The sequence below is a fragment of the Galbitalea sp. SE-J8 genome (assembly GCF_030345695.1).
Lineage (GTDB): Bacteria > Actinomycetota > Actinomycetes > Actinomycetales > Microbacteriaceae > JAUASV01.
In genome coordinates this window covers 175,963-198,470 of sequence record NZ_JAUASV010000004.1, presented here as the reverse complement: position 1 = coordinate 198,470, position 22,508 = coordinate 175,963, and the positions used below count along the sequence as shown (strand labels likewise).

The following is a 22,508-nucleotide window of genomic DNA, read 5'->3' as shown; positions in this document are numbered from 1 at the left end:
ACACGTCGACGAGCCGGCCGTCAGCGACGGATGCGACGCAGCACCGGGCCGATGATCGCGTCGAGCTGCGGGTTGTGCATCACCCGCAGCACCGCCGCGTAGACGAGGGCCATGAGGCCGCCGCCGACGACCACGGTGGTGATCCCGCCGAGCGGGCTCGACACGCCGAAGCCGCCCGCGTGCAGGCCGCCGAGCGCCCAGACGGCGAGCAGGCCGACGATCGCCGCGGGGAGCGCCGCCACCGCGAACTGCACGTGCCGACGCAGGATCACGCGGCCGCGCAGGTGGCCGAGCTTGCGCCGCAGCAGCACGAGTCCGAGCCCGGTCTGCAGGGTGCCGGCCACGGTCGTGACGATCGCGATGCCGAGGGCGACCGCATCCGTCGGCAGCACGACGGGCACGAGCAGCACGAGCAGCACGAACACGACGGCCTGCGCCACGGTGAGCCAGAACGGCGTGCGCGTGTCGTCGAGCGCGTAGAAGATGCGGCGCACCGCGAACAGCACGCTGAACGGGACGAGGCCGACGAGGAAGGCGATGAGCACGGGCGCCATGGCCGTGACGTCCGCCCAGCCGTGGCTCGCGAACACGGCGCTGAACGGGAAGGACAGCACGATGAGCCCGATCGCCGAGAACACCAGCACGAGGCCGATGGCGTTGAGCGACGACCCGATGTCGTCGCGCAGCGCGCCGAGCCGTCCGTCGCGCGAGTGGGTCGCCATCCGGGTGAAGTACGCCGTGCCGATCGAGACCGCGGCGATCGAGTGCGGCAGCATGAACACGAGCCAGGTGTTGCCGAGCACGCGCACGGATGCGTCGTCGCCCGACGCCGACGAGCTCACCTGCGTCTGCACGACGCCCGCGAGCTGGGTGATGAGCACCATGCCGAACGTCCAGATCGCGGCGCGGCCCGCCGCACCGAGTCCGGCGCCGCGCCAGTGGAAGTCCGGGCGGAAGCCGAGGCCGGTGCGGCGCCAGAAGAACAGCAGGCCGAACGCCTGCACGGCGACGCCGAGGGTGGCGCTGCCGGCGAGCACCGCGACCATGGCCGGCGTCCAGGCCTCGGCCGATGCGCGCGCCGCGTCGAGGTCGAAGGCGACCCGGAACACGACGAGCCCCGCGATCGCGACGACGTTGTTGAGCGCCGGCACCCACGTGAACGGCCCGAACACCCCGCGGGCGTTGAGCACCTCGCCGAACAGGCTGTAGAGCGCGTAGAAGAGCACCTGCGGAAGGCACCAGCATGCGAAGGCGGTGAGCAGGTCATCCGCTCCGGGGCGCGCCAGCAGCGTCGGGGACGCGTAGACGCGCACGAGCGCGGGGGCCGCGAGCGTGGCGGCGACGCCGAGCGCCGTGAACACGACGAGGCCGAGCGTCACGAGCCGGTTCACGAACGCCTGACCGCCGTCGCTGTGCACGCCGGCGCGCACGATCGCCGGCACGAACACCGCGCTGAACAGGCCCCCCGCGACGATCGCGTAGACGTTGTTCGGCAGCTGGTTCGCGATGCCGAACAGGTCCGTCGGCTCGCCGCGCGTGCCGAGCGTCTGCGAGAGCAGCACGAGGCTCACGAAGCCGAGCAGCCGGGACACGATCGTGCCCGAGGCGAACAGGGCGCTCGCGCGGCCGAGCCCGCCGCTCATCCGTTCTCCGGCGGCGCGTTCTCGGGCGTGTTCTCGGGCGGCGCGTTCTCGGGCGGCGCCACGTCGTCCGCGGCCGCGGCGCTGTCCGCGCGCACGCCACGGCGCCGGCGCACGATGCCGCGCGCGATGCCGAGGGCGAAGACGGCGACGACGAGGGCGGCGAAGACGACCGTGACCGGGCCCTCCCAGCCCGCCTGCACGCTCGTGCGCACGTACAGCGTCGTGCCGACCGGGGCGTCGCCCGCCGTGCGCAGCGAGATCGCGAGCTCGACGTTGCCGTTCGCGATCGAGCGCACCGGCACGTCCGCTCGCGCCTGCGAGCGCGGCTCGATGCGCAGCGGAACGGCCGCGTCCTCGACGTCGATGAGCGGCAGCATCGGGTCGATCGTGACGTAGACCGTGACCGGCACGTCGAGATCGTTCTGCACGGTCACGGGGATCGCCGCGTGATCGGCGAGCAGCGAGAACGGACTCGTCGGGGCGATCGACACCCCCGTGCGCAGCGCCTCCGACTCGGCGAGGAACGCCAGGGCCGAGCCCTGCCAGCCGCCCGGCGGGTCCTCGGCGCCGGGCGAGAGCGTCACGAGCAGCCGGGCCCGGCGCAGTCCGGCGAGCGCGGCGGGGTCGTCGGCGACGGATGCGGCGCGCACGTCCCTGCGCTCGGCGTCGAGCAGCTCCGCGACGCGCTTGACGCGCGCGCCGCTCTGCGGCTCGTCGACGAGGCGCGCGGCGGCCGGGCCGAGCGCCGCCACCGTGTCGAGCCCGACGAGCCGCACCGCCTGGGCGCTGCCGAGCGCGTCGATCGTCGCGGCCAGGCGCATCGTCGGCACGGGCGAGGTGCGGTCGAGCGCGAGCACGATCGAGCGCTGCGACGTCGCGGGTGCGGCGAGCGAGCGAGCGCCGACGGATGCGGTGAGCGCGTCGATCGCCTGTTGCCAGACCTCGTCGTCGGCCGCCCCGAGCGCGGCCTGCAGCAGCTCCGAGCCCGCGTCGTCGGTGACGAGCACGTCCGCCTTCGAGACCGTCGTCGCGGCCGCGAGCTCGTCGATGCGCTGCACGTTCGTCGACGTCACGATCGTCGGCGACGACCGGCGGTGCGCGAGGATCGCGAGGTCGGCCGCCGTGACGGTGTCGTCGCGCGGCCAGGCCGCGGTCGGCAGCGTGTAGTCCCACGCGACGAGCTCGTCGTCGGTCGGCACGGGCTGCAGCGCGCCGTCCGGAGCGGGCGTGGCGTCGTCGTCGTCGTCGGATGCCGCGGCGAACCCCGACGGGTCGACCAGGAAGCGCAGCGACGAGGTGGTGAGCACGCGATCCCGACCGGCCTGCAGGGGGGCGGTCAGGTCGCTGTCGGCCCACGCGAGCGGGAACGTGGGGTTCGTCGCCGCGGCGAGCCGGTCGAGCCACGCCGTGGCCGAGGCGGGGGCGTCCGCGCCGAGCCCGCGGATCGACGCGATCAGCATCGGATCGATCGCGTAGGTCACGGCGGTGTCGATCGTGGCCCACAGCACGGCGTCGAGGTCGCCGCCCGGCGCGGTCTGGGTCTCGAGCGTGTCGGCGGGCACCGAGGCGCCCTCCGAGATCGGCACGGTCAGCGGCACGATGAGCGACACGCTCACGGGCGACGCCTCGGGCAGGTCGGCGGCAGGCGCATCCGTCTCGGCGGTGGCGCCCGCGGTCGCGGTCGCGGCGGTGGCGCTCGCGGTCGCGGCGGTGGCGCTCGTCAGCGAGCCCACCGTCGCCGAGGCGGCGAGCAGGATGAGCGCGGCCGCACGGGCCGGACGCCTCACGCCCGGGTCTCCGACAACCGACCGTCCAGCATGGCCGCCAGTCTAGAGTCCGACGATCGGGGCCACCTGGCGGCTATCCTTCCGAACGTGGTGAACGTCGCTGCGGGCATCGAGCGACTGGGCTCCCTGGCCGCCTCCCCCGCCGTCGCGCGGCTCGCCGCGGCGTTCGCGGATGCCGGGCACGAGCTCGCGCTCGTCGGCGGCCCGGTGCGCGACGCGTTCCTCGACCGGCCGCTGACCGACCTCGACTTCGCGACGAGCGCGTCGCCCGACGAGACGCTCGCGATCGTGCGGCCGATCAGCTCGGCGCAGTGGGACGTCGGCCGCGAGTTCGGCACGATCGCGGCGCGCGTCGACGACGAGAGCGTCGAGATCACCACCTACCGCAGCGACGCCTACGACGGCGTGACCCGCAAGCCCGTGGTCGCGTTCGGCGACTCGCTCGAGGGCGACCTGGCCCGCCGCGACTTCACCATCAACGCCATGGCGCTGCGCCTGCCCGAGCGGCAGCTCGTCGACCCGTCGAACGGGCTCGACGACCTCCTGGCCGGGCGCATCACGACGCCCTCCTCCCCCGACGTCTCGTTCGGCGACGACCCGCTGCGCATGATGCGCGCGGCCCGGTTCGCCGCGCAGCTCGGCTTCGACGTCGACGCCGAGACGACGGATGCCATGGTCGCGCGCGCGGACGACATCGCGATCGTCTCCGCCGAGCGCGTGCGCGACGAGCTCGTCAAGCTGCTGTCCGCGGACGACCCGGTGCCCGGCATCCGTCTGCTCGTCGACACCGGACTCGCGGAGCGCGTGCTGCCGGAGGTGCCCGCGCTGCGGCTCGAGGTCGACGAGCACGCGCACCACAAGGACGTCTACGAGCACAGCCTCACGGTCGTGCGGCAGGCGATCGAGCTCGAGCGGTCGCGGCACCCCGGGGAGCCGCCCGACATCACGCTGCGCCTCGCCGCGCTGCTGCACGACATCGGCAAGCCCGCGACGCGACGGATCGGGCCGGGCGCGACCGTCTCGTTCCACCACCACGACGTCGTCGGCTCGAAGCTCGCCAAGAAGCGCCTCGCGGCGCTGCGCTTCGACAAGCAGACCATCGCGGATGTCGCACGCCTCATCGAGCTGCACCTGCGGTTCTTCGGGTACAGCGAGGCGGCCTGGACCGACTCGGCCGTGCGGCGCTACGCGCGCGACGCGGGGGCCCTGCTCGAACGGCTGCACATGCTCACGCGCGCGGACGTGACCACGCGCAACGTCCGCAAGGCCGACCGGCTCTCGTTCGCGTACGACGACCTCGAGGAGCGGATCGCGGCGCTCGAGGAGGCCGAGGGGATCGCAGCGCTCCGGCCGGACCTCGACGGCGAGCAGATCATGGCGATCCTCGGCGTGCCCCCGGGGCCGGTCGTGGGCCGGGCGTACCGGTTCCTGCTCGAGCTGCGCCTCGACGAGGGCCCGCTCGGCGCCGAGGAGGCGGAGCGCCGCCTCCGGGCGTGGGCCGCGACGCAGTAGCGCGCGGGTCGAGGAGCGCTGCGGCCCGCCGCTCGCGGCGCCGCCGCTGCTCGCGGCGCTCGCGGCGCCGCCCCGCCGCCCCGCCGCTGCTCCTCCGGGCGCGCCGCCCAGCGCGGCCCCACCGCGGAAACCCCTCCCTCGATCACGGAAATGCAGGAGCATCCGAGCGTCACCGGAGAGTCGTTGGCGTGATTCGGGGGCCGGGCGCGCGTGCGCCGCGCTGCGCTCCTGCATTTCCGTGATGTCGGCGCTCGAGACCAGCACGGATCGTTCGGGCGGGCGGGTGGTCTCGAGACGCGTCCTCGCTGCGCTCGGGCGCTCCTCAACCAGCGGAGCGGCAGCTGTGTCGCACCCCGCTGGTCGAGGAGCCGCGAGCGAAGCGAGCCGGCGCCGCCGCTGCTCCTTCGGGCGTGCCGCCCGGCGCGGCCCGACCGTGGAAACCCTCCCCTCGATCACGGAAATGCAGGAGCACCCGAGCGTCACCGCAGAGACGTTCGCGTGATTCGGGGGCTGGGCGCGCGTGCGTCGCGCTGCGCTCCTGCATTTCCGTGATGTCGGCGCTCGAGACCACCGCGGATCGTTCGGGCGGGTGGGTGGTCTCGAGACGCGTCCTCGCTGCGCTCGGGCGCTCCTCGACCAGCGGAAGGGCAACTGCGCTCGGGCGCTCCTCAGCCAGCGGAAAGGCAACCACGCTCGGGCGCTCCTCAACCAGCGGCGGACCGGATGAACGCCTCGAGCAGCGCGCGGGCCTCGGGTTCCGGGTGCTGCACCGCGGGGCTCTTCATGAGGTAGGCGCTCGCGGCCTCCACCGGGCCGCCGAGGCCGCGGTCGCGCGCGAGCGCCGCGAGGCGGATCGCGTCGATCGCCACCCCGGCGGAGTTGGGGGAGTCCCACACCTCGAGCCGGTACTCGAGGCTCGTCGGCGCCCCGCCGAATCCGTGCCCCTCGAGGCGCACGAACGCGACCTTGCGGTCGCCGAGCCACGGCACGTGGTCGCTCGGCCCGATGTGCACGTCGCGCGCCGGCAGCTCCGCGTCGAGGTTGCTCGTCACCGCGCGGGTCTTGCTGACCTTCTTCGACGCGAGCCGGGAGCGCTCGAGCATGTTCTCGAAGTCCATGTTGCCGCCGACGTTGAGCTGGTAGGTGCGGTCGAGCACGAGCCCGCGCTCCTCGAACAGCCGCGCGAGCACGCGATGCGTCACGGTCGCGCCGAACTGGCTCTTGATGTCGTCGCCGACGATCGGCACCCCGGCGTCCGCGAACCGGGTCGCCCACTCCGGGTCGCTCGCGAGGAACACCGGCAGAGCGTTGACGACCGCGACCCCGGCCTCGATCGCGGCGCGCGCGTAGTGCTTGGCCGCGGCATCCGACCCGACCGGCAGGTACAGCACGACGACGTCGGCTCGCGTGGCGCGCAGCACGGATGCCACGTCCACCGGTTCCGCCGCCGACTCCTCGATCGCGGCGCGATACTGCTCGCCGAGCCCGTCGAGCGTCGGCCCGCGCTGCACGACGACGCCGGTCGGGGCGACCGACGCGAACCGGAAGGTGTCGTTGCGGCCCGCCCAGATCGCGTCGGCGACATCCGCTCCCACCTTGGTCGCGTCGACGTCGAACGCCGCGACGACCTCGAGGTCACGGATGCGGTACCCGTCGAGCACGGGATGCATGAGTCCCGGCACCACGCCGTCGTCGGCGACGTCCGCGTAGTGCGCGAGCCCCTGTACGAGCGCGTTCGCGCACTTGCCGACACCGACGATCGCGAGACGCAGGGGCACGGGCGGAACTCCTCGGATGGGCTGGTCGTTGTGTGGGGGCGGTCGCCCTGACTACACTAGGCAGGTTGCCCGCGCCCGGTCGTTCCGGCCGACGCGGCGACACGTCAACACCCTCCTGTCGCAGACCGTCTGCGACCGTTCTAGTCCGAAGGAGGTGGGTTTGTGACATCCAACACCGTGACGCACCAGTACGAACTCATGGTCATCCTCGACCCCGAGATCGATGAGCGCACCGTGGCTCCGAGTCTCGACAAGTTCCTCAACGTCATCCGCAACGACGGCGGCACGATCGAGAGCGTGGACGTGTGGGGTCGCCGCCGTCTCGCCTACGAGATCAACAAGAAGAGCGAGGGCATCTACGCCGTCGTCGACTTCACCGCGACGAGCGACGCGACGGTCGAGCTCGACCGCCAGCTGAAGCTCTCCGAGGCCGTCGTGCGCACCAAGGTGCTCCGCGCCGAGGAGGCCATCGCCCAGGTCGCCGCCGCCAAGAGGGCCGCCGACGCGAAGGCCGCGCGCAAGCCCGCCGCCGCGCCCGCTGCCGCCGCTGCGGCGGTCGCGGAGTAGTCGTGGCCGGCGAGACCATCATCACGGTGGTCGGCAACCTCACCGCCGACCCGGAGCTGCGCTACACGCAGAACGGCCTGGCCGTCGCGAACTTCACGATCGCGTCGACGCCCCGCACGTTCGATCGCGCGAGCAACGAGTGGAAGGACGGCGAAGCGCTGTTCCTCCGCGCGTCGTGCTGGCGCGAGTTCGCCGAGCACGTCGCCGGGTCGCTCACGAAGGGCTCGCGCGTCATCGCGTCGGGCCGCCTCAAGCAGCGCTCGTACGACGACCGCGACGGCAACCGCCGCACCTCGATCGAGCTCGAGGTCGACGAGATCGGCCCGTCGCTGCGCTACGCGACCGCGCAGGTCACCCGCGCCGCGGGCGGCAGCAGCGGTGCCGGTGGCGGCGGACGCCCCCAGGCTCAGGTCTCGGAGGAGCCGTGGGCCGCATCCGCGCCCGCCGGCGACGTCTGGAACACCCCCGGCAGCTACTCGGACGACACGCCGTTCTGAGCCTTCGACGGGCTCAGGCGGCGACAGACACGTACTAGAAGGAAAACACCATGGCAGGAAAGAGCAGCGGCGACCGCCGCAAGCCGATCCGCAAGGGCAAGGACGGCAAGAACGCCGCCCCGGCCAAGTCGGTCACCGTCGGCGTCATCGACTACAAGGATGTCGCGACGCTTCGCAAGTTCATCTCGGAGCGCGGCAAGATCCGCGCCCGTCGCATCACCGGCGTCTCCGTGCAGGAGCAGCGCCTCATCGCGCGCGCGATCAAGAACGCGCGCGAGATGGCGCTCCTCCCCTACGCGGGCGCGGGCCGGTAGGGGGTAGGGACATGTCCAAGCTCATCCTCACGCAGGAGGTCTCCGGCCTCGGCGCCCCCGGTGACGTCGTCGACGTCAAGAACGGGTACGCACGCAACTACCTCATCCCGCAGGGCTTCGCGACGCCGTGGACCCGTGGCGGCGAGAAGCAGATCGACTCGATCAAGGCCGCCCGCGCCGCGCGCGAGCACGCCACGATCGAGGAGGCGCTCGACCTCAAGGCGCGCCTCGAGGCGACCACGGTCGCGCTCACGGTCAAGGCCGGCCAGGGCGGCCGTCTGTTCGGCTCGGTGAAGCCGGCGGATGTCGCCGAGGCCGTGGCGGGAGCGGGCCTCGGCTCGATCGACCGTCGCAAGGTCGAGATCCCGTCCGCCATCAAGGCGACCGGCGCGCACGAGGCGACGATCCGCCTCCGCGACGACGTCGTGGCGACCATCTCGCTGCAGGTGAACGCCGCCAAGTAGGCGTTCCGGCACCGCGCGAAGGCGGTATCGGGCTCCGGCCCGATACCGCCTTCGTCGTTCCCGCGTCAAGTGTCATAACGGGTTCTTTCCCCCGTTCTGTGCACAGGGCTCCCCAATCGGGGGCCAACCTTCAACGTGCACTGCAGACGGATTTCCCCACACACGGTGTGAACTCTTAAAGGCCTGGTCAGAGCGGATGTGCCCGACCACATCCGTCGGCAATCCACAGGCCCGTCCACACGATCCCCCCCAGCCGCCCGGCGTTTCGCGCCGGATTCGCACAGGTCTGTCCACAGGCACGATTGGCGGCGTCGGCGGAGCGCCCCTAGCGTGAGCGGGCGTCTCTCGACGCACCCGCCGACCGCGGCGCGCCGACGGCGCACCGGCGGTGCACCGACCCCGGCGCCGACGTCCGTGTCGGCGGCGGTCGGTACAACTGGCCGCGTAGTCAGACCCTGCGAAAGGACCCCGCCCGTGTCGATCGCGCACCTCGGCATCGCCTCCGATCCTCGGGGCGATCGCCCCGCCGGCGGCGACGGCACGCGCGGCGACCGGGTTCCCCCGCACGACCTGCTCGCCGAGCAGAGCACGATCGGCGGCATGCTGCTGAGCAAGGATGCGGTGGCCGACGTCATCGAGGCCGTGCGCGCCGTGGACTTCTACATCCCGAAGCACGAGATCATCTTCGACGCCGTGCTCACGCTCTACTCGCACGGCGAGCCGACCGACGTCATCGCGGTCACCGACGAGCTCACGAAGACCGGTGCGATCGCGCGGGCGGGCGGTGCGGAGTACCTGCACACGCTCACGGCGCTCGTGCCGACCGCCGCGAACGCGGGGTTCTACGCGTCGATCGTCGCGGAGAAGGCGGTGCTGCGCCGGCTCGTCGAGGCGGGCACTCGGATCGTGCAGATGGGCTACGCGAGCGAGGGCGAGGTCGTCGACCTCGTGAACACCGCGCAGGCGGAGATCTACGGCGTGACCGGCGGCGTCGAGGCCGAGGACTACGTGCCGCTCACCGAGGCGGTGACGAGCGCGATCGACGAGATCGAGGCGGCGCGCGGGCGCGACGGCGGCATGGTCGGAGTGCCGACCGGGTTCGCCGAGCTCGACGCGCTCACGAACGGCCTGCACCCCGGCCAGATGATCATCATCGCGGCGCGCCCCGCGATCGGTAAGTCGACGGTCGGCCTCGACATCGCCCGGTCCGCCGCCATCCACCACGACCTGCCGACGATCATCTTCAGCCTCGAGATGGGGCGCAGCGAGATCGCGATGCGCCTGCTGTCGGCAGAGGCATCCGTTCCCCTGCAGCACATGCGCAAGGGCACCGTGCACCAGAACGACTGGACGACGATCGCGCAGACCCGCGGGCGCATCAACGACGCGCCGCTGTATATCGACGACAGCCCCAACATGACGCTGGTCGAGATCCGGGCGAAATGCCGTCGCCTCAAGCAGCGTGTGGGCCTCAAGATGGTGATCATCGACTACCTGCAGCTCATGACGAGCGGCAAGAAGGTGGAGAGCCGCCAGCAGGAGGTCAGCGAGTTCTCGCGAGCGCTCAAGCTGCTCGCGAAGGAGCTCGAGGTGCCCGTCATCGCGATCTCGCAGCTCAACCGCGGACCCGAGCAGCGCGCCGACAAGAAGCCCGCGCTCTCCGACCTGCGCGAGTCCGGCTCGATCGAGCAGGATGCCGACATGGTGATCCTGCTGCACCGCGAGAGCGCCTACGAGGCCGACAACCCACGCGCCGGCGAGGCCGACTTCATCGTCGCGAAGCACCGCAACGGACCGACGGCGACGATCACCGTCGGCTTCCACGGCCACTTCTCGCGATTCGCCGACCTGCCGCCCGGCGCGTGACTGTCGCCGGTCAGACCGGTTCGATGTCGGAGAACAGCCCGGTGAACGGTGTGCCCGTTCCGACCAGGCGCTGGAAGAACTCGGCGGCCGCGGGCGTCGCGACGGCTGCCGAGGCGTCGTCGTAGCTGTCGAAGTAGAGGTCGAGGGTGCGGTGCGAGGGGGTCGGGGTGCCGTCCTCCTTCGGCCAGACCTTCGCCGACTCCGTGCGGCGCAGCTTCGGCAGCTGCTGGGCGAGGGCGACGATCTCCGGGTAGCCGTTCTCGAACGCCTCCGCGTCGGCCGGGTTGTCGACGATGATGGTGATCTTCGTGGGCATGGTGTCTTCCTTCTCTTGCTTCTTGTGTGGGTAGTCGGCTCTAACGGGCGGTCGGGCGGCCGTACGTCTCCAGGAGGCGCAGCCAGACTTCGCTGATGGTGGGGTAGGAGGGAACGGCGTGCCAGAGACGCGCGAGGGGGACCTCGGCGACGATGGCGATGGTGGCCGAGTGGAGCAGTTCGGCGACGTCCTGGCCGACGAACGTCGCACCGACGATGACCTGCCGGTCCTCGTCAATGATGAACACCGCGCGGCCCTCGTATCCGTCCGCGTGCAGCTTGGCGCCGGATACCCAGCCGAGGTCGTACTCGACGACCCGCACGGCGAGGCCTCGCGCACGGGCCTCGCGCTCGGTGAGGCCGGCTCGCGCCACCTCGGGGTCGGTGAAGACGACGTGGGGCACGGCCGCGTGATCCGCCGTGGCGACGTGGTCGCCCCACGGCTCCGCGTGCACGGGCGCGCCGGTGATCCGGGCGGCGATCGCCTCTCCGGCGGCACGGGCCTGGTACTTGCCCTGGTGCGTGAGGAGCGCGCGCCCGTTGACGTCGCCCACCGCGTAGAGCCAGTCGGTGCCCGACACGAGCAGGGTGTCGTCGACGGTCAGCCACTCCCCCGGCACCAGGCCGACGGTCTCGACGCCGAGGTCGAGGGTGGCCGGCCGACGCCCGGTCGCGATCAGGATCTCGTCCGACGTCACGATCGTGCCGTCGCTCAGCTCGGTGCCGGCGACGCCGCCGCCGACCACGAGCAGACGCGGAGGGACAGCGGCGGCGCTGGTCGCCTCACGAGTGCCCCAGGGTTTCGCGGCCGGCAGCCCCGGCACGTCGGGGAGCACCGGGATCGACCCGGTCGCCACGGCGACGGCCGTCGCGCGGTAGGCGCGACCGTCGACCTCGATCAGGCCGGGGCCGGTGATGCGGGCGTGCCCGCGGATCAGGTCGATGCCGGCCGAGCTCAACCACTCGACCTGCCCGTCATCCTTCCAGTCGCTCGCGAACGCGTTCCGCCGGGCGAGCACGGCGGGGGCGTCGAGCGATCCGGTCGTCGCCTGCCGCGCGCCGTCGAGGCGTTCCGCGGCGCGGAGGGCGTGGCCACTGCGCAGCAGCGCCTTCGACGGCATGCAGGCCCAGTAGGAGCACTCGCCTCCGACGAGCTCGGATTCGACGATGGCCACGCGGATGCCGCGCCGGGTCGCGTAGTCGGCGACGTTCTCCCCGACGGGGCCGGCACCGATGACGATGAGGTCGTAGTCCGGTGCCGGAGTGTGCTGGTCCCCGGCCATCAGGCGCGAGCCGCCCGCGCGAGGCGGATCGCCGAGATGAGGAACAGCACTCCGCCCAGGGTCGCGTAGCCGGCGACCGACGTCACGCTGCTGGCGCCGGAGAGCCCCTGCGCGAGGAAGGCGAAACCGACCAGCACCGAGAGGCCGCCGCTGACCATGAGCGGCCACTGACCGCCGAGCTTCCGCCGGCTGACGCCGGTGAGCAACTGGGTCGCCCCGGCGAGCACCGCCCACACGCCCCACACGCCCAGCACGGCGGCGGTCGACAGGAACGACGCCCAGCCGAGTGCGATGGCGGCCAGCACGCTGACCACGATGTTGACGGTCTCGCTGATGCGCGAGCGCGGCGAGGTGCCCGCCGCACGGAGCTCGGTGAAGACCGACGCCGCGTCGACGAGCGGGTAGAGCACGAGCAGCACCGTGAGCAGGGGCGCCACGTTCGCGGCGACGAGGGCGAGGAGCAGGGCCCACACGACGGCGAAGCCGAAGCGGGTGAAGTAGAGCCGCCGCAGGGTCCTCGCCAGAGGACTCGCGGTCGGTGAATCGATGGTTGTCATGAGGTCACGTCCATTCCGATTTTGTAGACGAACTAGTACGTCTACAATCGGGACTCTAGAGTGAGCGTGCACCGCGGCGCAAGTCGAGGCGGCCAGGAAGGAGCATCCGTGAGCGACACGGCCACGAAGACGACCGAGGCGACGGGCCGCGGCCACGAGGGCGTGGCGCGGAACCGCATCCTCGACGCCGCCTCGGACCTGATCTATGCCAACGGCATCCGCGGCACGAGCGCCGATCGCGTCATCGAGGCGGCCGGCATCTCGAAGGTCACGTTCTACCGCCATTTCCCCACCAAGACCGACCTCGTCGTCGCCTACCTCGAGCGGCAGGCCGACCAGGAGCGCGCCGCCTTCGACGACGCCCGGTCGGGCGCCGACCCCCGCAGCGCCCTGCGGAGGATCGCCGGATTCATCGGCGCCGCCAGCTGCACGCCCGGATTCCGCGGATGCGCGTTCATCAACGCCGCCGCCGAGACGCCCGACGCCGCCGATCCGGTGCGGATCGTGGTGGACGCGCACCGACGCTGGACCCGCGACGTCTTCGCCGGCATCGCGGCCGACGCCGGTGTCCCCGAACCCGAGAAGACCGCTCGTCAGCTGATGATGCTCCGTGACGGCGCGATGGTCGGCGGCTACCTCGGCGAGCCCGACGAGATCAGCGAAACCCTGCGGGCCGCCTACCTCGCCACGCTGGACGCGGCCGCCCCGTCCGCTTCCTAGGCGGATGCGGCGTCGACCCCTGAAAGACTGGCCCCGGCCGCTGACAGGGTCGGAACGGAGGGGCGATGCCGTCGACGGGCAGTCTCGAGCACCTGCGCACGTTCCTCACGGTGCACCGCGCCGGGTCGCTCACCGAAGCCGCCGGCCTGCTCGGTCTGTCGCAGCCGACGGTCTCAGCGCACATCCGTTCGCTCGAGGCGGCGCTCGGGTACCGCCTGTTCGTCCGCGGTCGCACCGGGGTCACGACGACCGCGAAGGGCAGCGAGCTGGCGCGCGAGCTCGGGCCCCACATCGACGCGCTCGACGATCTGACGGCGCTCGCCGCGACCGCCGTTCCGAGCCCCCGTGCCGTCCACCTCGGCGGGCCCGCGGACCTGATCGCGAGCGCCGTGCTGCCGCACCTCGCCGCCCTCGGCGCGGCCGTCGCCGCACCCGTGTGGTTCCGGTTCGGCCTCGCGGACGAGCTGCTGGAGGCGCTGCGCACGCGTGAGCTCGACGTCGTCGTGAGCGCGGTGCCGCCGCGGGCGGCGGGCGTCGCCGCGACCCCGCTGTACGACGAGGAGTTCGTGCTCGTCGCGGCCCCGCACTGGGCGGACGCGGTCGCGAACCCGGAGCGGATCCCGGTGATCGCGTACGCGGGCAACCTGCCGATCGTGCGGCGCTACTGGCGCTCCGTGTTCGGGCGCCGACCGGACGCCCTGCAGCTGAGCGCCGTGGTGCCCGACCTGCGCGGCATCCGCGTGGCCCTGCTGGGCGGCGCCGGCATGTCGGTGCTGCCGCACTACCTCGTCGAGGCCGACCTCGCGCGCGGTGATCTCGTCGCGCTGCACCGCCCCGAGGTCGCCCCGCTCAACACCGTGTTCCTCGCCACGCGGGCCGGCGAGACGCCGTCCGCGCCCGCGCGGGCGCTCGTCGCCGAGCTGCGGCGCCTCGTCCGCTGACGCGCGACGCGGCCCGTCGGCGGCGTCGTCACATTCTCCGATGGGGTCCATCGGAGAACCGAGTGCCGCGAGCCCCGCGGCCCGGCGAGACTGCGAGCGTCGAAAGGAACCCGATGTCTCGCATCCTCATGGTCGTCACCGCGGCCGACTCGCTCACCCTCGCCGACGGCAGCGCCCACCCCACCGGCTTCTGGGCCGAGGAGCTCGTCGTCGCGCACCGCGACCTCGTCGCCGCCGGTCACGACGTCACGATCGCGACGCCGGGCGGCGAGCGCCCGACGGTCGACCCCGGGTCGCTCAGCGCGGCGATCGTCGGCGACCAGGCCCGCGTCGACGAGCTCGCCGGCTACCTCGCGTCCATCGCGGACGAGCTCGCGCATCCGCTCTCGCTCGACGCGGTCGACCTCTCCGGGGTCGGGGCGATCGTGCTGCCCGGCGGGCACGGGCCGATGGCCGACCTCGCCACCGACCCGGTGCTCGGCGCGATCCTCATCCGCGCGAACGGCGCGGGCACGCTCATCGCGCCGTTCTGCCACGGCCCCGCCGGCCTGCTGAGCGCCGTGGACGCGGGCGGCGCGTTCGCCTTCGCGGGACGTCGCCTCACGGTGTTCTCCGACGAGGAGGAGCGCACCGGCGGCCTCGGTGCGGCGGCACCGTGGTTCGTCGCGTCGGCCCTCGCCGAGCGCGGGGCGATCCTCGACGAGGGCGCCGCGTGGTCGAGCCACGTCGTGCGCGACGGCAACCTGGTCTCCGGGCAGAACCCGCAGTCGAGCCACGCGGTCGCCGCCGCGGTCGTCGCAGCCCTCGCCGAGGATGCGGCGGCCCGGTCGTAGCGCATCCCGCCGTCGACGAACTCGACCGGCCCCGGCCGGCGCCCATCCGCGCGGCGGTACACTGGCATGTCGTTTGTCGAGCGTCGGAAGGCTCTTGTGTCCAGTCCTGCTGCCGACGCGGCGACGCCGGGTCGCGCATGGATCGTGCTCCTCGCGCGCGCCGTCGTCGCCCTGGTCGTGGCCCTCGTGGTCACCTTCTCCGCCGACCACGCGACCGCCGTCGGGGCGCTCGCGTTCGGCCTGTTCGCGATCGTGAGCGGGCTCGTTATCGGCGTGGGCGCCGTGACCGGCCCGCTGCCGGTGGCCGGCATCGTGCAGGGTGCCGTGAGCGGGGTGGCGGGTGTCGTCTCGATCCTCGTCGCGCGGGACGAGATCGCGATCCTGCTGTTCGTGCTGAGCAGCTGGGCGGCGCTGACGGCGTTCATCGAGCTGTTCCGGGGACTGCGCTCCCGCGGGCGATCGAGCCTCGCCCGGGAATGGGTGTTCGCGGGGGCCCTCACCGGGCTGTTCGCGATCGCCGTGCTGCTCGTGCCCGTCGACCTCAACCAGGTGTTCGTCGGGCCGGACGAGGTGAAGCGCGCGCTCACCGCATCCGTCATGGTCACCGGCCTCGTCGGCGCCTACGCGGCGATCCTCGGCGTCTACCTGTTCATCGCCGCGCTGTCGCTGCGGTGGTCGCGCGCATCGACCGTGGAGGTGGCGTCGTGAGCGCAACGCCGGGCAAGAACCAGCCGGACAAGCGGGACCGCCGCCGGCCCGTGCAGCTGCTCGTGTTCGCGGCCGTGCTGGGCGTCTTCGTCACCGCGGTCGTGTTCATGGGCACCCGTGAGCCGCTCATCGCGCTCGAGTTCGGCGGCGTCGCGTTCATCGTCGGGCTCGTCGTGCTCGCGATGCTCTCGCTCGCGGCCCGGCCGACCGGCGACGAGCAGGCCGACCTCGACGAGCAGAACCGGGGCGAGCAGAACCGGGGCGAGGAGCCGCGCGGGCACTGATCCCGCCCCGCGGTCAGCCCTCGAGGTAGTCGACGAGCCGCGCCGCGACGCCCGTGTAGCCGGCCGGCGTGAGCGCCGTCAGGCGGGCCTTCGCATCCGCGCCGATGTCGAGCCCGTCGACGAACGCGACGAGGTCGGCCCGCGTCACCCCCTTGCCGCGCGTGAGCTCTTTGAGCATCGCGTACGGATCGGCGATCGAGCTGCGCCCGGCCGTCACCTCGGCGCGGATGACCGTCTGGATCGCCTCGCCGAGCACCTCCCAGTTCCGGTCGAGGTCGGCGGCGAGCACGTCGGTCGCGACGCTGAACTCGCCGAGGCCGCGCGCGATGTTGTCGAGCGCGAGCAGCGAGTGACCGAGGGCGACGCCGACGTTGCGCTGTGTCGTGGAGTCGGTGAGGTCGCGCTGCAGGCGGCTCGTCACGAGCGTCGCCGCGAGCGAGTCGAGGAGCGCGCTCGCGAGCTCGAGGTTGGCCTCCGCGTTCTCGAACCGGATGGGGTTGATCTTGTGCGGCATCGTCGACGACCCCGTCGCGCCCGCCTGCGGGATCTGGGTGAAGTAGCCCATCGAGATGTAGGTCCAGATGTCCGTGCACAGATTGTGCAGGATGCGACCGGCATGGCTGATGCGAGCGTAGAGCTCGGCCTGCCAGTCGTGCGACTCGATCTGGGTGGTGAGCGGGTTCCAGTCGAGTCCGAGCGAGGTGACGAACTCGCGCGAGATCGCGGGCCAGTCCAGGCTCGGGTCGGCGACGACGTGCGCCCCGAAGGTGCCGGTCGCGCCGCTGAACTTGCCGAGGTACTCGGTCGCCTCGACCTGGGCGAGCACGCGCTCGAGACGGTGCGCGAAGACGGCGAACTCCTTGCCGACTGTCGTCGGCGTCGCGGGCTGCCCGTGGGTGTGGGCGAGCAGCGGGGTCGCGGCGTGCTCGCGGGCGAGCTCCGTGAGCCGGGCGACGATGCCGCGCGCCGCGGGCAGCCACGTCTCGCGCACCGCCGCACCGATCGTGATCGCGTAGGACAGATTGTTGATGTCCTCGCTCGTGCACGCGAAGTGGGTGAGCTCGGCCACATCCGTGAGCCCCAGGGCCGCGAGCTTCTCGCGCACGAGGTACTCGACGGCCTTCACGTCGTGCCGGGTGGTGGCCTCGAGCTCGGCGAGCCGGTCGATCTCGGGCTGGCCGAAGTCCGCCACGAGGGCGCGCAGCGCGTGCGCCTGCTCGGCGGTGAGGTGCTGCGAGCCGAACAGCTCGTGGTCGGTGAGGTAGAGCAGCCACTCCACCTCGACCTGCACGCGCGCGCGGTTCAGGCCGGCCTCCGACAGGTGCTCGCCGAGCACGCCGACGGCGGCTCGGTAACGCCCGTCGAGCGGGCTGACGGGCTGCGGGGGCAGAGGACTCATGAGGCTCCCTGGCGGAGGGCGGGCAGGATCTGCGCGAACAGCGCGCGGCTCGCACGTTCGATGGTGGAGAGCACGTCGTCGAACATGGCGGCATCCGAATAGTACGGGTCGGGCACGTCGAGCGAGGCGCGCTCCGGGTCGAACGACGTGAGCAGGCGCACCTTGCCGCGGTCGTCGTCGGTGCGCGCCCAGGAGCGGAGGATGCGCTCGTGACTGCGGTCGAACGCGATCACGAGGTCGATCGACGGCAGCCACGCCGGGTCGAACTGCCGCGCCCGATGCCGGGACCCGTCGTGGCCGCGCCGCTCGAGCGCCGCGAGGGTGCGCGCGTCGGCGCGCTCGCCGACGTGCCAGTCGCCGGTCCCGGCACTCGAGACGCTGACCCGGCCGACGAGCCCGGCGCGGTCGACGAGCTCGCGGAAGATCACCTCGGCCATCGGCGATCGGCAGATGTTCCCGGTGCAGACGAAGCACACGGTGAAGCGGTCGTCGCTCGGGCCCATGCGTCGATCCTTGCGCAGAATCCGCTCCTCCACAGCGGGCAGATCGGCGGATGTCGGCGACGGTCGCCGACGGACGCCCCTGCCGGGGCCTCCCACGGATCATCCTCGTCGGCATGACGACACTCGATCCCCTCACCGAGGCGGCGCGCCTGGCGCTGCGCGTCGGCGTGGAGGCGCAGCAGGGCGCCCTCGCGCTCGCACAGGGCCGCCTCGAGGCCGCGCTCGCCGCGCTGCCGCGCTCGCCCGGCGCATCCTGGCGAGGCCCGGCGTCCGCCGGGTTCGCACGGGACCTGGCCGGCATGCGCACCGCGCTCGGCGAGGCCGCCCGGGCGACGTCCGCCGCGCACACGAGCGGCTGGTACACGACGGCGTGGCTCGATGAGTGACGACATCACCGTCGCGTCGCCGAACGAGCTCGCGGTCGACACCGCGCACCTGCTGGCCCTCGCGTCGCGCATCGCATCGTCGTCGCTCGAGGCGCGCCTCGCCTCGCTCGCCCTCGGCGTCGCCGACGGCGCGGTGCCCCGGGCGCTGCTCATGGCCGCCGGTGCGCCGTACCCCTGCTATCGCACCGAGGACGAGATCGACGAGGCCAGAGCGCGCGTCGACGCGTTCGTCGCCGGGGCGGAGCGCGAGGCGGCGCTGCTCGCGGCCGCCGCTCTCGCCTACGTGCTGGCCGATCGCGCCGCGCACGTGGCCACCGCGGCGATCGCCTGGACGCTCGGCGCGCTCGTGCGCATCGCGCTGCCCGCGCTCGTGATCGCGGGAGCGCACGCGGCCGCGGGCTGGATGATCACGGGCGCCGTCGGCGGCGACGACTTCCGCCGCATCCGCGATCGCGGCATCTCGAACCTCGCGCACGCGGCAGAACGGTTCCTGCACGACCGTCCCCGGCTGACGAGCAACCCGCTGCTCGCGATGCTGCTGCGAGCGGCGACGCGGGACGCCGACGAGTTCCTCGGCGGGTTCGCGGGCGTGCCGATGCCGGGCTCGCTCATCGCGGGCGACGACGAGACCGGGTGGGTCGACTCGCGTGACGTGGCGCGCCTGCTCGGCACGACACTGCCCGCGCTCGGCCTGTACCGGGAGTCGCGGGTCGAGGTGCGCCGCATCGCGCGCGAGACGGGGTCGACCGCGAGCCCCACCCTCGACGAGCTCGTGCGCCGGCTGCCGACGAACGACGACGACGCCGCGTCGCGGGTCCGGGTCGAGCGGTACCACCGGCCGGGCCGGGCGGACGGGTTCATCGTCTACATCGCGGGCACGAACACCTGGACGGCGACGGGCAGCGCCGACCCGTCCGACATGACGAGCAACCTGGACGCGATGGGCGGGCTGTCGTCCGGTGCCGAGCGCGCCGCGCGGGAGGCGATGGCGCAGGCCGGGGTGTCGAGCGAGAGCGACGTGGTCTTCGTCGGCCACTCGCAGGGCGGGCTGATCGCGCACGAGCTCGCGGCGTCGGGCGACTACCGCACGGCCGGGGTGTTCGAGATCGGCTCGCCCGCGGACCAGGTCGACGTCGACCGGGGCACGCCCGACGTGCGCCTCGTGCACGACGGCGATCCCGTCGCGGCGCTCGGCGGCGACTCCCGCACCGTCGACGTGAAGCGCGCCCCGTGGGACGACGGCCCGATGCCGAAGGCGACCGACATCCCCGTCGTCGCCCACGATGCGGCGACCTACGAGCAGACCGCCGCGCTCGCCCAGCAGAGCGACGACCCGCGGATCGCGAGGCTGACGTCGGCCATCGCATCCGTCACGGGCGGAGCGACGTCCGTCACGGTCGAGAAGTACGCCTCGTCGCGCGTGCGGTGACCGGCAGGGCTCAGCGCCGGTCGCCGCGCACGAGCGGGCGCAGCAGCAGCCCCAGCAGCCAGCTGATCAGGCCGAGCACGATCGCCGCGACGACGCCCCAGCCGAAGTCGGCGACCTCGAGCCCGAAGCCGAACAGCGAGGTGATCCAGCTCACGAGCAGGAGCAGCAGGGCGTTGACGACGAGCGCGATGAGTCCGAGCGTGAGGATGTAGATGGGGAACGCCACGACGCGGATGAGCGTGCCGACCGTGCCGTTGACGATGCCGAACACGAGGGCGACGAAGAGGTAGGTGAGCACCTTCTCGACCGTGCCGCCCGGCGCGAACGGCACGACCTGCACCCCGGTCACGATGAGGGTGGTCAACCACAGTGCGATCGCGTTCACGACGATCCGGACGAGCAGACGTGACATGCGCCCACTATGCCCGGCGGCCCGAGCGGTCGCAATGAGCCACGCGCGCGCCCGCGGGCACCGCCGCACCCTAGGGTGAGACGGTGACGAGCGAGCGCGTGACCCTCCGGCCCGAGATCGCCGCGATGGCGCCCTACCAGCAGGGCAAGCCCGCGGCGGCCGAGGCCTTCAAGCTGTCGAGCAACGAGAACCCGTTCGACCCGCTGCCGAGCGTGCGCGAGGCGATCGCCGAGGCGAGCGTCAACCGGTACCCCGACGCGCTCGCCGTGGCGCTCCGCGAGCGCCTGGCAGAGCGCTTCGGGGTCTCCGCCGCGCAGGTGCAGGTCGGCTCGGGCTCCGTCGCCGTCCTCTCGCAGCTGATCACCGCAGCGGCGAGCGTCGGCGACGAGATCGTCTTCTCCTGGCGCAGCTTCGAGGCGTACCCCGGCCTCGTCGCGGTCGCCGGGGCGACGAGCGTGCGGGTGCCGAACACGCCCGACGAGCGGCACGACCTCGACGCGATGGCCGCGGCGATCACCGACCGCACGCGCGTCGTCATCGTCTGCAGCCCGAACAACCCGACCGGGGCGATCGTGACGCGCGACGAGTTCGACGCGTTCATGGCGACGGTGCCGGCATCCGTGCTCGTGGTGCTCGACGAGGCGTACATCGAGTTCGTCACCGACCCGAGCGCGGTGCGCGGCACCGACGTGCTGCACGCGCATCCGAACCTCGTGCTGCTGCGCACCTTCTCGAAGGCCTACGGCCTCGCCGGACTGCGGGTCGGCTACGCGGTCGGCCCGGCCTACGTCATGGATGCCGCTCGCGCCGTCGCGATCCCGCTCTCGGTGATCGACGCGGCGCAGAAGGCCGCGATCGTGAGCCTCGACCACGAGGACGAGCTGCTCGAGCGCGTCACCCATCTCGGCGCGCTGCGCGACGAGATCTGGCAGGCGCTCGTCGCGCAGGGCTGGAACTCGCCCCGGCCGCACGGCAACTTCATCTGGCTGCCGACGGACGAGCGCACGCTCGAGGCCGCGGAGGTGTTCGCGCGCCACGGCATCGTGGTGCGGGCGCTCGGCGAGGGCGTGCGGATCTCGATCGGCGAGCGCGAGGCTGTCGACAACCTCCTGGCCGCGGCCGCGGAGGTTGTCCGCGACCTCTGACCGGGCCCCCGGGGCGCCGCGTTAGATTAGGGCAATGCCCACCACCCAGGCGCCGCTCCAGCTGCTCACGCCCGAGGGCCGGCTCATCGAGGACGACAGCACCGCGGAGGCGCTCGCCGTCGTCGCCGAGCTCTCCGACGACGACCTGCAGCGGATGCACCGCGAGATGGTCGTGGCCCGCCGGTTCGACCTCGAGGCGATCAACCTGCAACGTCAGGGGCAGCTCGCGCTCTGGGTGCCGAGCCTCGGCCAGGAGGGCGCGCAGATCGGCTCGGCGTTCGCGACGCGCGGCCAGGACCACGTCTTCCCGTCCTACCGCGAGGCGGTCGTCGCCTACCACCACGGCCTCGACCCGATGCGGCTCATCGAGTACTGGCGGGGCATGACGCTCGGCGGCTGGGACCCGCGCGAGGTCGGCAACTTCCACCTCTACACGCTCGTCATCGGCGCGCAGACCCTGCACGCCGCGGGCTTCGCGATGGGCCAGCTGTTCGACGGCCTGACCGGCACGGGGGACCCCGGAACGGATGCCGCGACGATCGTCTACTTCGGCGACGGCTCGACGAGCGAGGGCGACACCAACGAGGCGATGATCTGGGCGGCGAGCTTCCAGGCGCCGCTCGTGATGTTCCTGCAGAACAACCACTGGGCGATCTCGGTGCCCGTGACGACGCAGTCGCGCACGCCGCTGTTCCACCGCCCGGAGGGCTTCGGCATCCCGGCCGTGCAGATCGACGGCAACGACGCGCTCGCGAGCTACGCGGCGACGCGGCTCGCGCTCGATGCGGCCCGAGCCGGCCGGGGTCCGCGCTTCATCGAGGCGCTCACCTACCGCATGGGCGCGCACACCTCGAGCGACGACCCGACGAAGTACCGCACGGATGACGACACGGCGCCGTGGGCGGCGCGCGACCCGCTGACCCGGTTCGAGGCGTTCCTGCGCGCGCGCGGCGCGGGCGAGGAGTTCTTCGCGGACGTCGAGCGCGAGGCGCTCGACGTGGCGGCCGGCATCCGTCGGGGCACGTTCGAGCTCGGCGAGCCGCCGCAGTCGCGCATGTTCGACCACGTGTACAGCGAGCCGCACCCGCTCATCGCGACCCAGAAGCAGTGGCTGGCCGACTACGAGGCCTCGTTCGGAGGTGCCGCGTGACCCTCATCGACCCGA

Annotated in this window: 24 protein-coding genes; 15 read left to right on the top strand and 9 right to left on the bottom strand. The window is 72.7% G+C overall.

Annotated elements, in window-relative coordinates; translation table 11 throughout:
- Positions 1-20 precede the first annotated feature (20 nt).
- Both murJ and QT381_RS04875 read right to left on the bottom strand, forming a co-directional pair.
- Entirely contained in the window at positions 21-1,643 is a 1,623-nt protein-coding gene (gene murJ / locus QT381_RS04880; protein WP_289247608.1) for a murein biosynthesis integral membrane protein MurJ, read from the bottom strand.
- The gene (locus QT381_RS04875) at positions 1,640-3,430 is read right to left on the bottom strand and encodes a DUF6049 family protein (RefSeq protein ID WP_289247607.1); all 1,791 of its coding nucleotides are present in this window, start codon (positions 3,428-3,430) and stop codon (positions 1,640-1,642) included. Before QT381_RS04875 ends, murJ begins: the two co-directional genes overlap by 4 nt.
- 87 nt (positions 3,431-3,517) lie before the next feature.
- On the opposite strand from QT381_RS04875, the gene QT381_RS04870 reads away from it, so the two are divergent.
- Positions 3,518-4,942: a CCA tRNA nucleotidyltransferase gene (locus QT381_RS04870; RefSeq protein WP_289247606.1), complete on the top strand. Its 1,425-nt coding sequence runs from the start codon at positions 3,518-3,520 to the stop codon at positions 4,940-4,942.
- Between the two features lie 704 nt (positions 4,943-5,646).
- Here QT381_RS04870 and QT381_RS04865 read toward each other — a convergent pair.
- The gene (locus QT381_RS04865) at positions 5,647-6,720 is read right to left on the bottom strand and encodes an inositol-3-phosphate synthase (RefSeq protein WP_289247605.1); all 1,074 of its coding nucleotides are present in this window, start codon (positions 6,718-6,720) and stop codon (positions 5,647-5,649) included.
- Positions 6,721-6,918: 198 nt separating this feature from the next.
- Here QT381_RS04865 and rpsF point away from each other — a divergent pair, with 198 nt between their 5' ends.
- From rpsF to dnaB, 5 genes are all read left to right on the top strand, one after another.
- Positions 6,919-7,287, top strand: coding sequence for a 30S ribosomal protein S6 (gene rpsF / locus QT381_RS04860; RefSeq protein WP_289247636.1), 369 nt, complete (start codon positions 6,919-6,921; stop codon positions 7,285-7,287).
- 2 nt (positions 7,288-7,289) lie between these two features.
- Complete coding sequence (locus QT381_RS04855; RefSeq protein ID WP_289247604.1) at positions 7,290-7,784, top strand: single-stranded DNA-binding protein; 495 nt, start codon at positions 7,290-7,292, stop codon at positions 7,782-7,784.
- Positions 7,785-7,834: 50 nt separating this feature from the next.
- On the top strand, positions 7,835-8,098 hold the full coding sequence (gene rpsR / locus QT381_RS04850) for a 30S ribosomal protein S18 (protein ID WP_289247603.1): 264 nt from the start codon (positions 7,835-7,837) through the stop codon (positions 8,096-8,098).
- An 11-nt stretch (positions 8,099-8,109) separates the two neighbouring features.
- Complete coding sequence (gene rplI / locus QT381_RS04845) at positions 8,110-8,562, top strand: 50S ribosomal protein L9 (protein ID WP_289247602.1); 453 nt, start codon at positions 8,110-8,112, stop codon at positions 8,560-8,562.
- A 474-nt stretch (positions 8,563-9,036) separates the two neighbouring features.
- Positions 9,037-10,428, top strand: coding sequence for a replicative DNA helicase (gene dnaB, locus QT381_RS04840; protein ID WP_502877441.1), 1,392 nt, complete (start codon positions 9,037-9,039; stop codon positions 10,426-10,428).
- A 10-nt stretch (positions 10,429-10,438) separates the two neighbouring features.
- On the opposite strand, the gene QT381_RS04835 is transcribed toward dnaB, so the two are convergent.
- The 3 genes from QT381_RS04835 to QT381_RS04825 are packed head-to-tail and all read right to left on the bottom strand — an operon-like array spanning position 10,439 to position 12,583.
- Positions 10,439-10,744: an EthD family reductase gene (locus QT381_RS04835; RefSeq protein WP_289247601.1), complete on the bottom strand. Its 306-nt coding sequence runs from the start codon at positions 10,742-10,744 to the stop codon at positions 10,439-10,441.
- 40 nt (positions 10,745-10,784) lie between these two features.
- The gene (locus QT381_RS04830; RefSeq protein ID WP_289247600.1) at positions 10,785-12,026 is read right to left on the bottom strand and encodes a dihydrolipoyl dehydrogenase family protein; all 1,242 of its coding nucleotides are present in this window, start codon (positions 12,024-12,026) and stop codon (positions 10,785-10,787) included.
- Positions 12,026-12,583, bottom strand: coding sequence for a hypothetical protein (locus QT381_RS04825; RefSeq protein WP_289247599.1), 558 nt, complete (start codon positions 12,581-12,583; stop codon positions 12,026-12,028). Before QT381_RS04825 ends, QT381_RS04830 begins: the two co-directional genes overlap by 1 nt.
- Before the next feature lie 108 nt (positions 12,584-12,691).
- Between QT381_RS04825 and QT381_RS04820 the strand changes: the two genes are divergently transcribed.
- From QT381_RS04820 to QT381_RS04800, 5 genes are all read left to right on the top strand, one after another.
- A complete protein-coding gene (locus QT381_RS04820; RefSeq protein ID WP_289247598.1) occupies positions 12,692-13,303 on the top strand; it encodes a TetR/AcrR family transcriptional regulator in 612 nt (203 codons plus the stop codon).
- 65 nt (positions 13,304-13,368) lie between these two features.
- Positions 13,369-14,244 carry a LysR family transcriptional regulator gene (locus QT381_RS04815; protein WP_289247597.1) on the top strand — a complete coding sequence of 292 codons (876 nt, stop codon included), beginning with the start codon at positions 13,369-13,371 and terminating at the stop codon, positions 14,242-14,244.
- Between the two features lie 113 nt (positions 14,245-14,357).
- The gene (locus QT381_RS04810; RefSeq protein ID WP_289247596.1) at positions 14,358-15,077 is read left to right on the top strand and encodes a type 1 glutamine amidotransferase domain-containing protein; all 720 of its coding nucleotides are present in this window, start codon (positions 14,358-14,360) and stop codon (positions 15,075-15,077) included.
- A 96-nt stretch (positions 15,078-15,173) separates the two neighbouring features.
- Positions 15,174-15,785 (top strand): hypothetical protein, encoded by a 612-nt coding sequence (locus tag QT381_RS04805; RefSeq protein WP_289247595.1) that lies wholly within the window; start codon positions 15,174-15,176, stop codon positions 15,783-15,785.
- On the top strand, positions 15,782-16,069 hold the full coding sequence (locus tag QT381_RS04800; RefSeq protein ID WP_289247594.1) for a hypothetical protein: 288 nt from the start codon (positions 15,782-15,784) through the stop codon (positions 16,067-16,069). The genes QT381_RS04805 and QT381_RS04800 overlap by 4 nt, the downstream gene beginning before the upstream one ends.
- Positions 16,070-16,082: 13 nt before the next feature.
- Here QT381_RS04800 and purB read toward each other — a convergent pair whose 3' ends face one another.
- Positions 16,083-17,468, bottom strand: coding sequence for an adenylosuccinate lyase (gene purB, locus QT381_RS04795; protein WP_289247593.1), 1,386 nt, complete (start codon positions 17,466-17,468; stop codon positions 16,083-16,085).
- Positions 17,465-17,971: a low molecular weight protein-tyrosine-phosphatase gene (locus tag QT381_RS04790; protein WP_289247592.1), complete on the bottom strand. Its 507-nt coding sequence runs from the start codon at positions 17,969-17,971 to the stop codon at positions 17,465-17,467. Before QT381_RS04790 ends, purB begins: the two co-directional genes overlap by 4 nt.
- Positions 17,972-18,084: 113 nt before the next feature.
- Here QT381_RS04790 and QT381_RS04785 point away from each other — a divergent pair, with 113 nt between their 5' ends.
- On the top strand, positions 18,085-18,357 hold the full coding sequence (locus QT381_RS04785) for a hypothetical protein (protein WP_289247591.1): 273 nt from the start codon (positions 18,085-18,087) through the stop codon (positions 18,355-18,357).
- Positions 18,350-19,786, top strand: a complete 1,437-nt coding sequence (locus QT381_RS04780) for an alpha/beta hydrolase family protein (RefSeq protein WP_289247590.1) — start codon at positions 18,350-18,352, stop codon at positions 19,784-19,786. The genes QT381_RS04785 and QT381_RS04780 overlap by 8 nt, the downstream gene beginning before the upstream one ends.
- A 10-nt stretch (positions 19,787-19,796) precedes the next feature.
- Here the strand turns inward: QT381_RS04780 and QT381_RS04775 are convergent, their stop codons facing one another.
- A complete protein-coding gene (locus QT381_RS04775) occupies positions 19,797-20,198 on the bottom strand; it encodes a phage holin family protein (RefSeq protein ID WP_289247589.1) in 402 nt (133 codons plus the stop codon).
- Positions 20,199-20,281: 83 nt separating this feature from the next.
- Between QT381_RS04775 and QT381_RS04770 the strand changes: the two genes are divergently transcribed.
- On the top strand, positions 20,282-21,343 hold the full coding sequence (locus tag QT381_RS04770) for a histidinol-phosphate transaminase (RefSeq protein ID WP_289247588.1): 1,062 nt from the start codon (positions 20,282-20,284) through the stop codon (positions 21,341-21,343).
- Positions 21,344-21,377: 34 nt separating this feature from the next.
- Positions 21,378-22,493, top strand: coding sequence for a thiamine pyrophosphate-dependent dehydrogenase E1 component subunit alpha (locus QT381_RS04765; protein ID WP_289247587.1), 1,116 nt, complete (start codon positions 21,378-21,380; stop codon positions 22,491-22,493).
- Positions 22,494-22,508 lie beyond the last annotated feature (15 nt).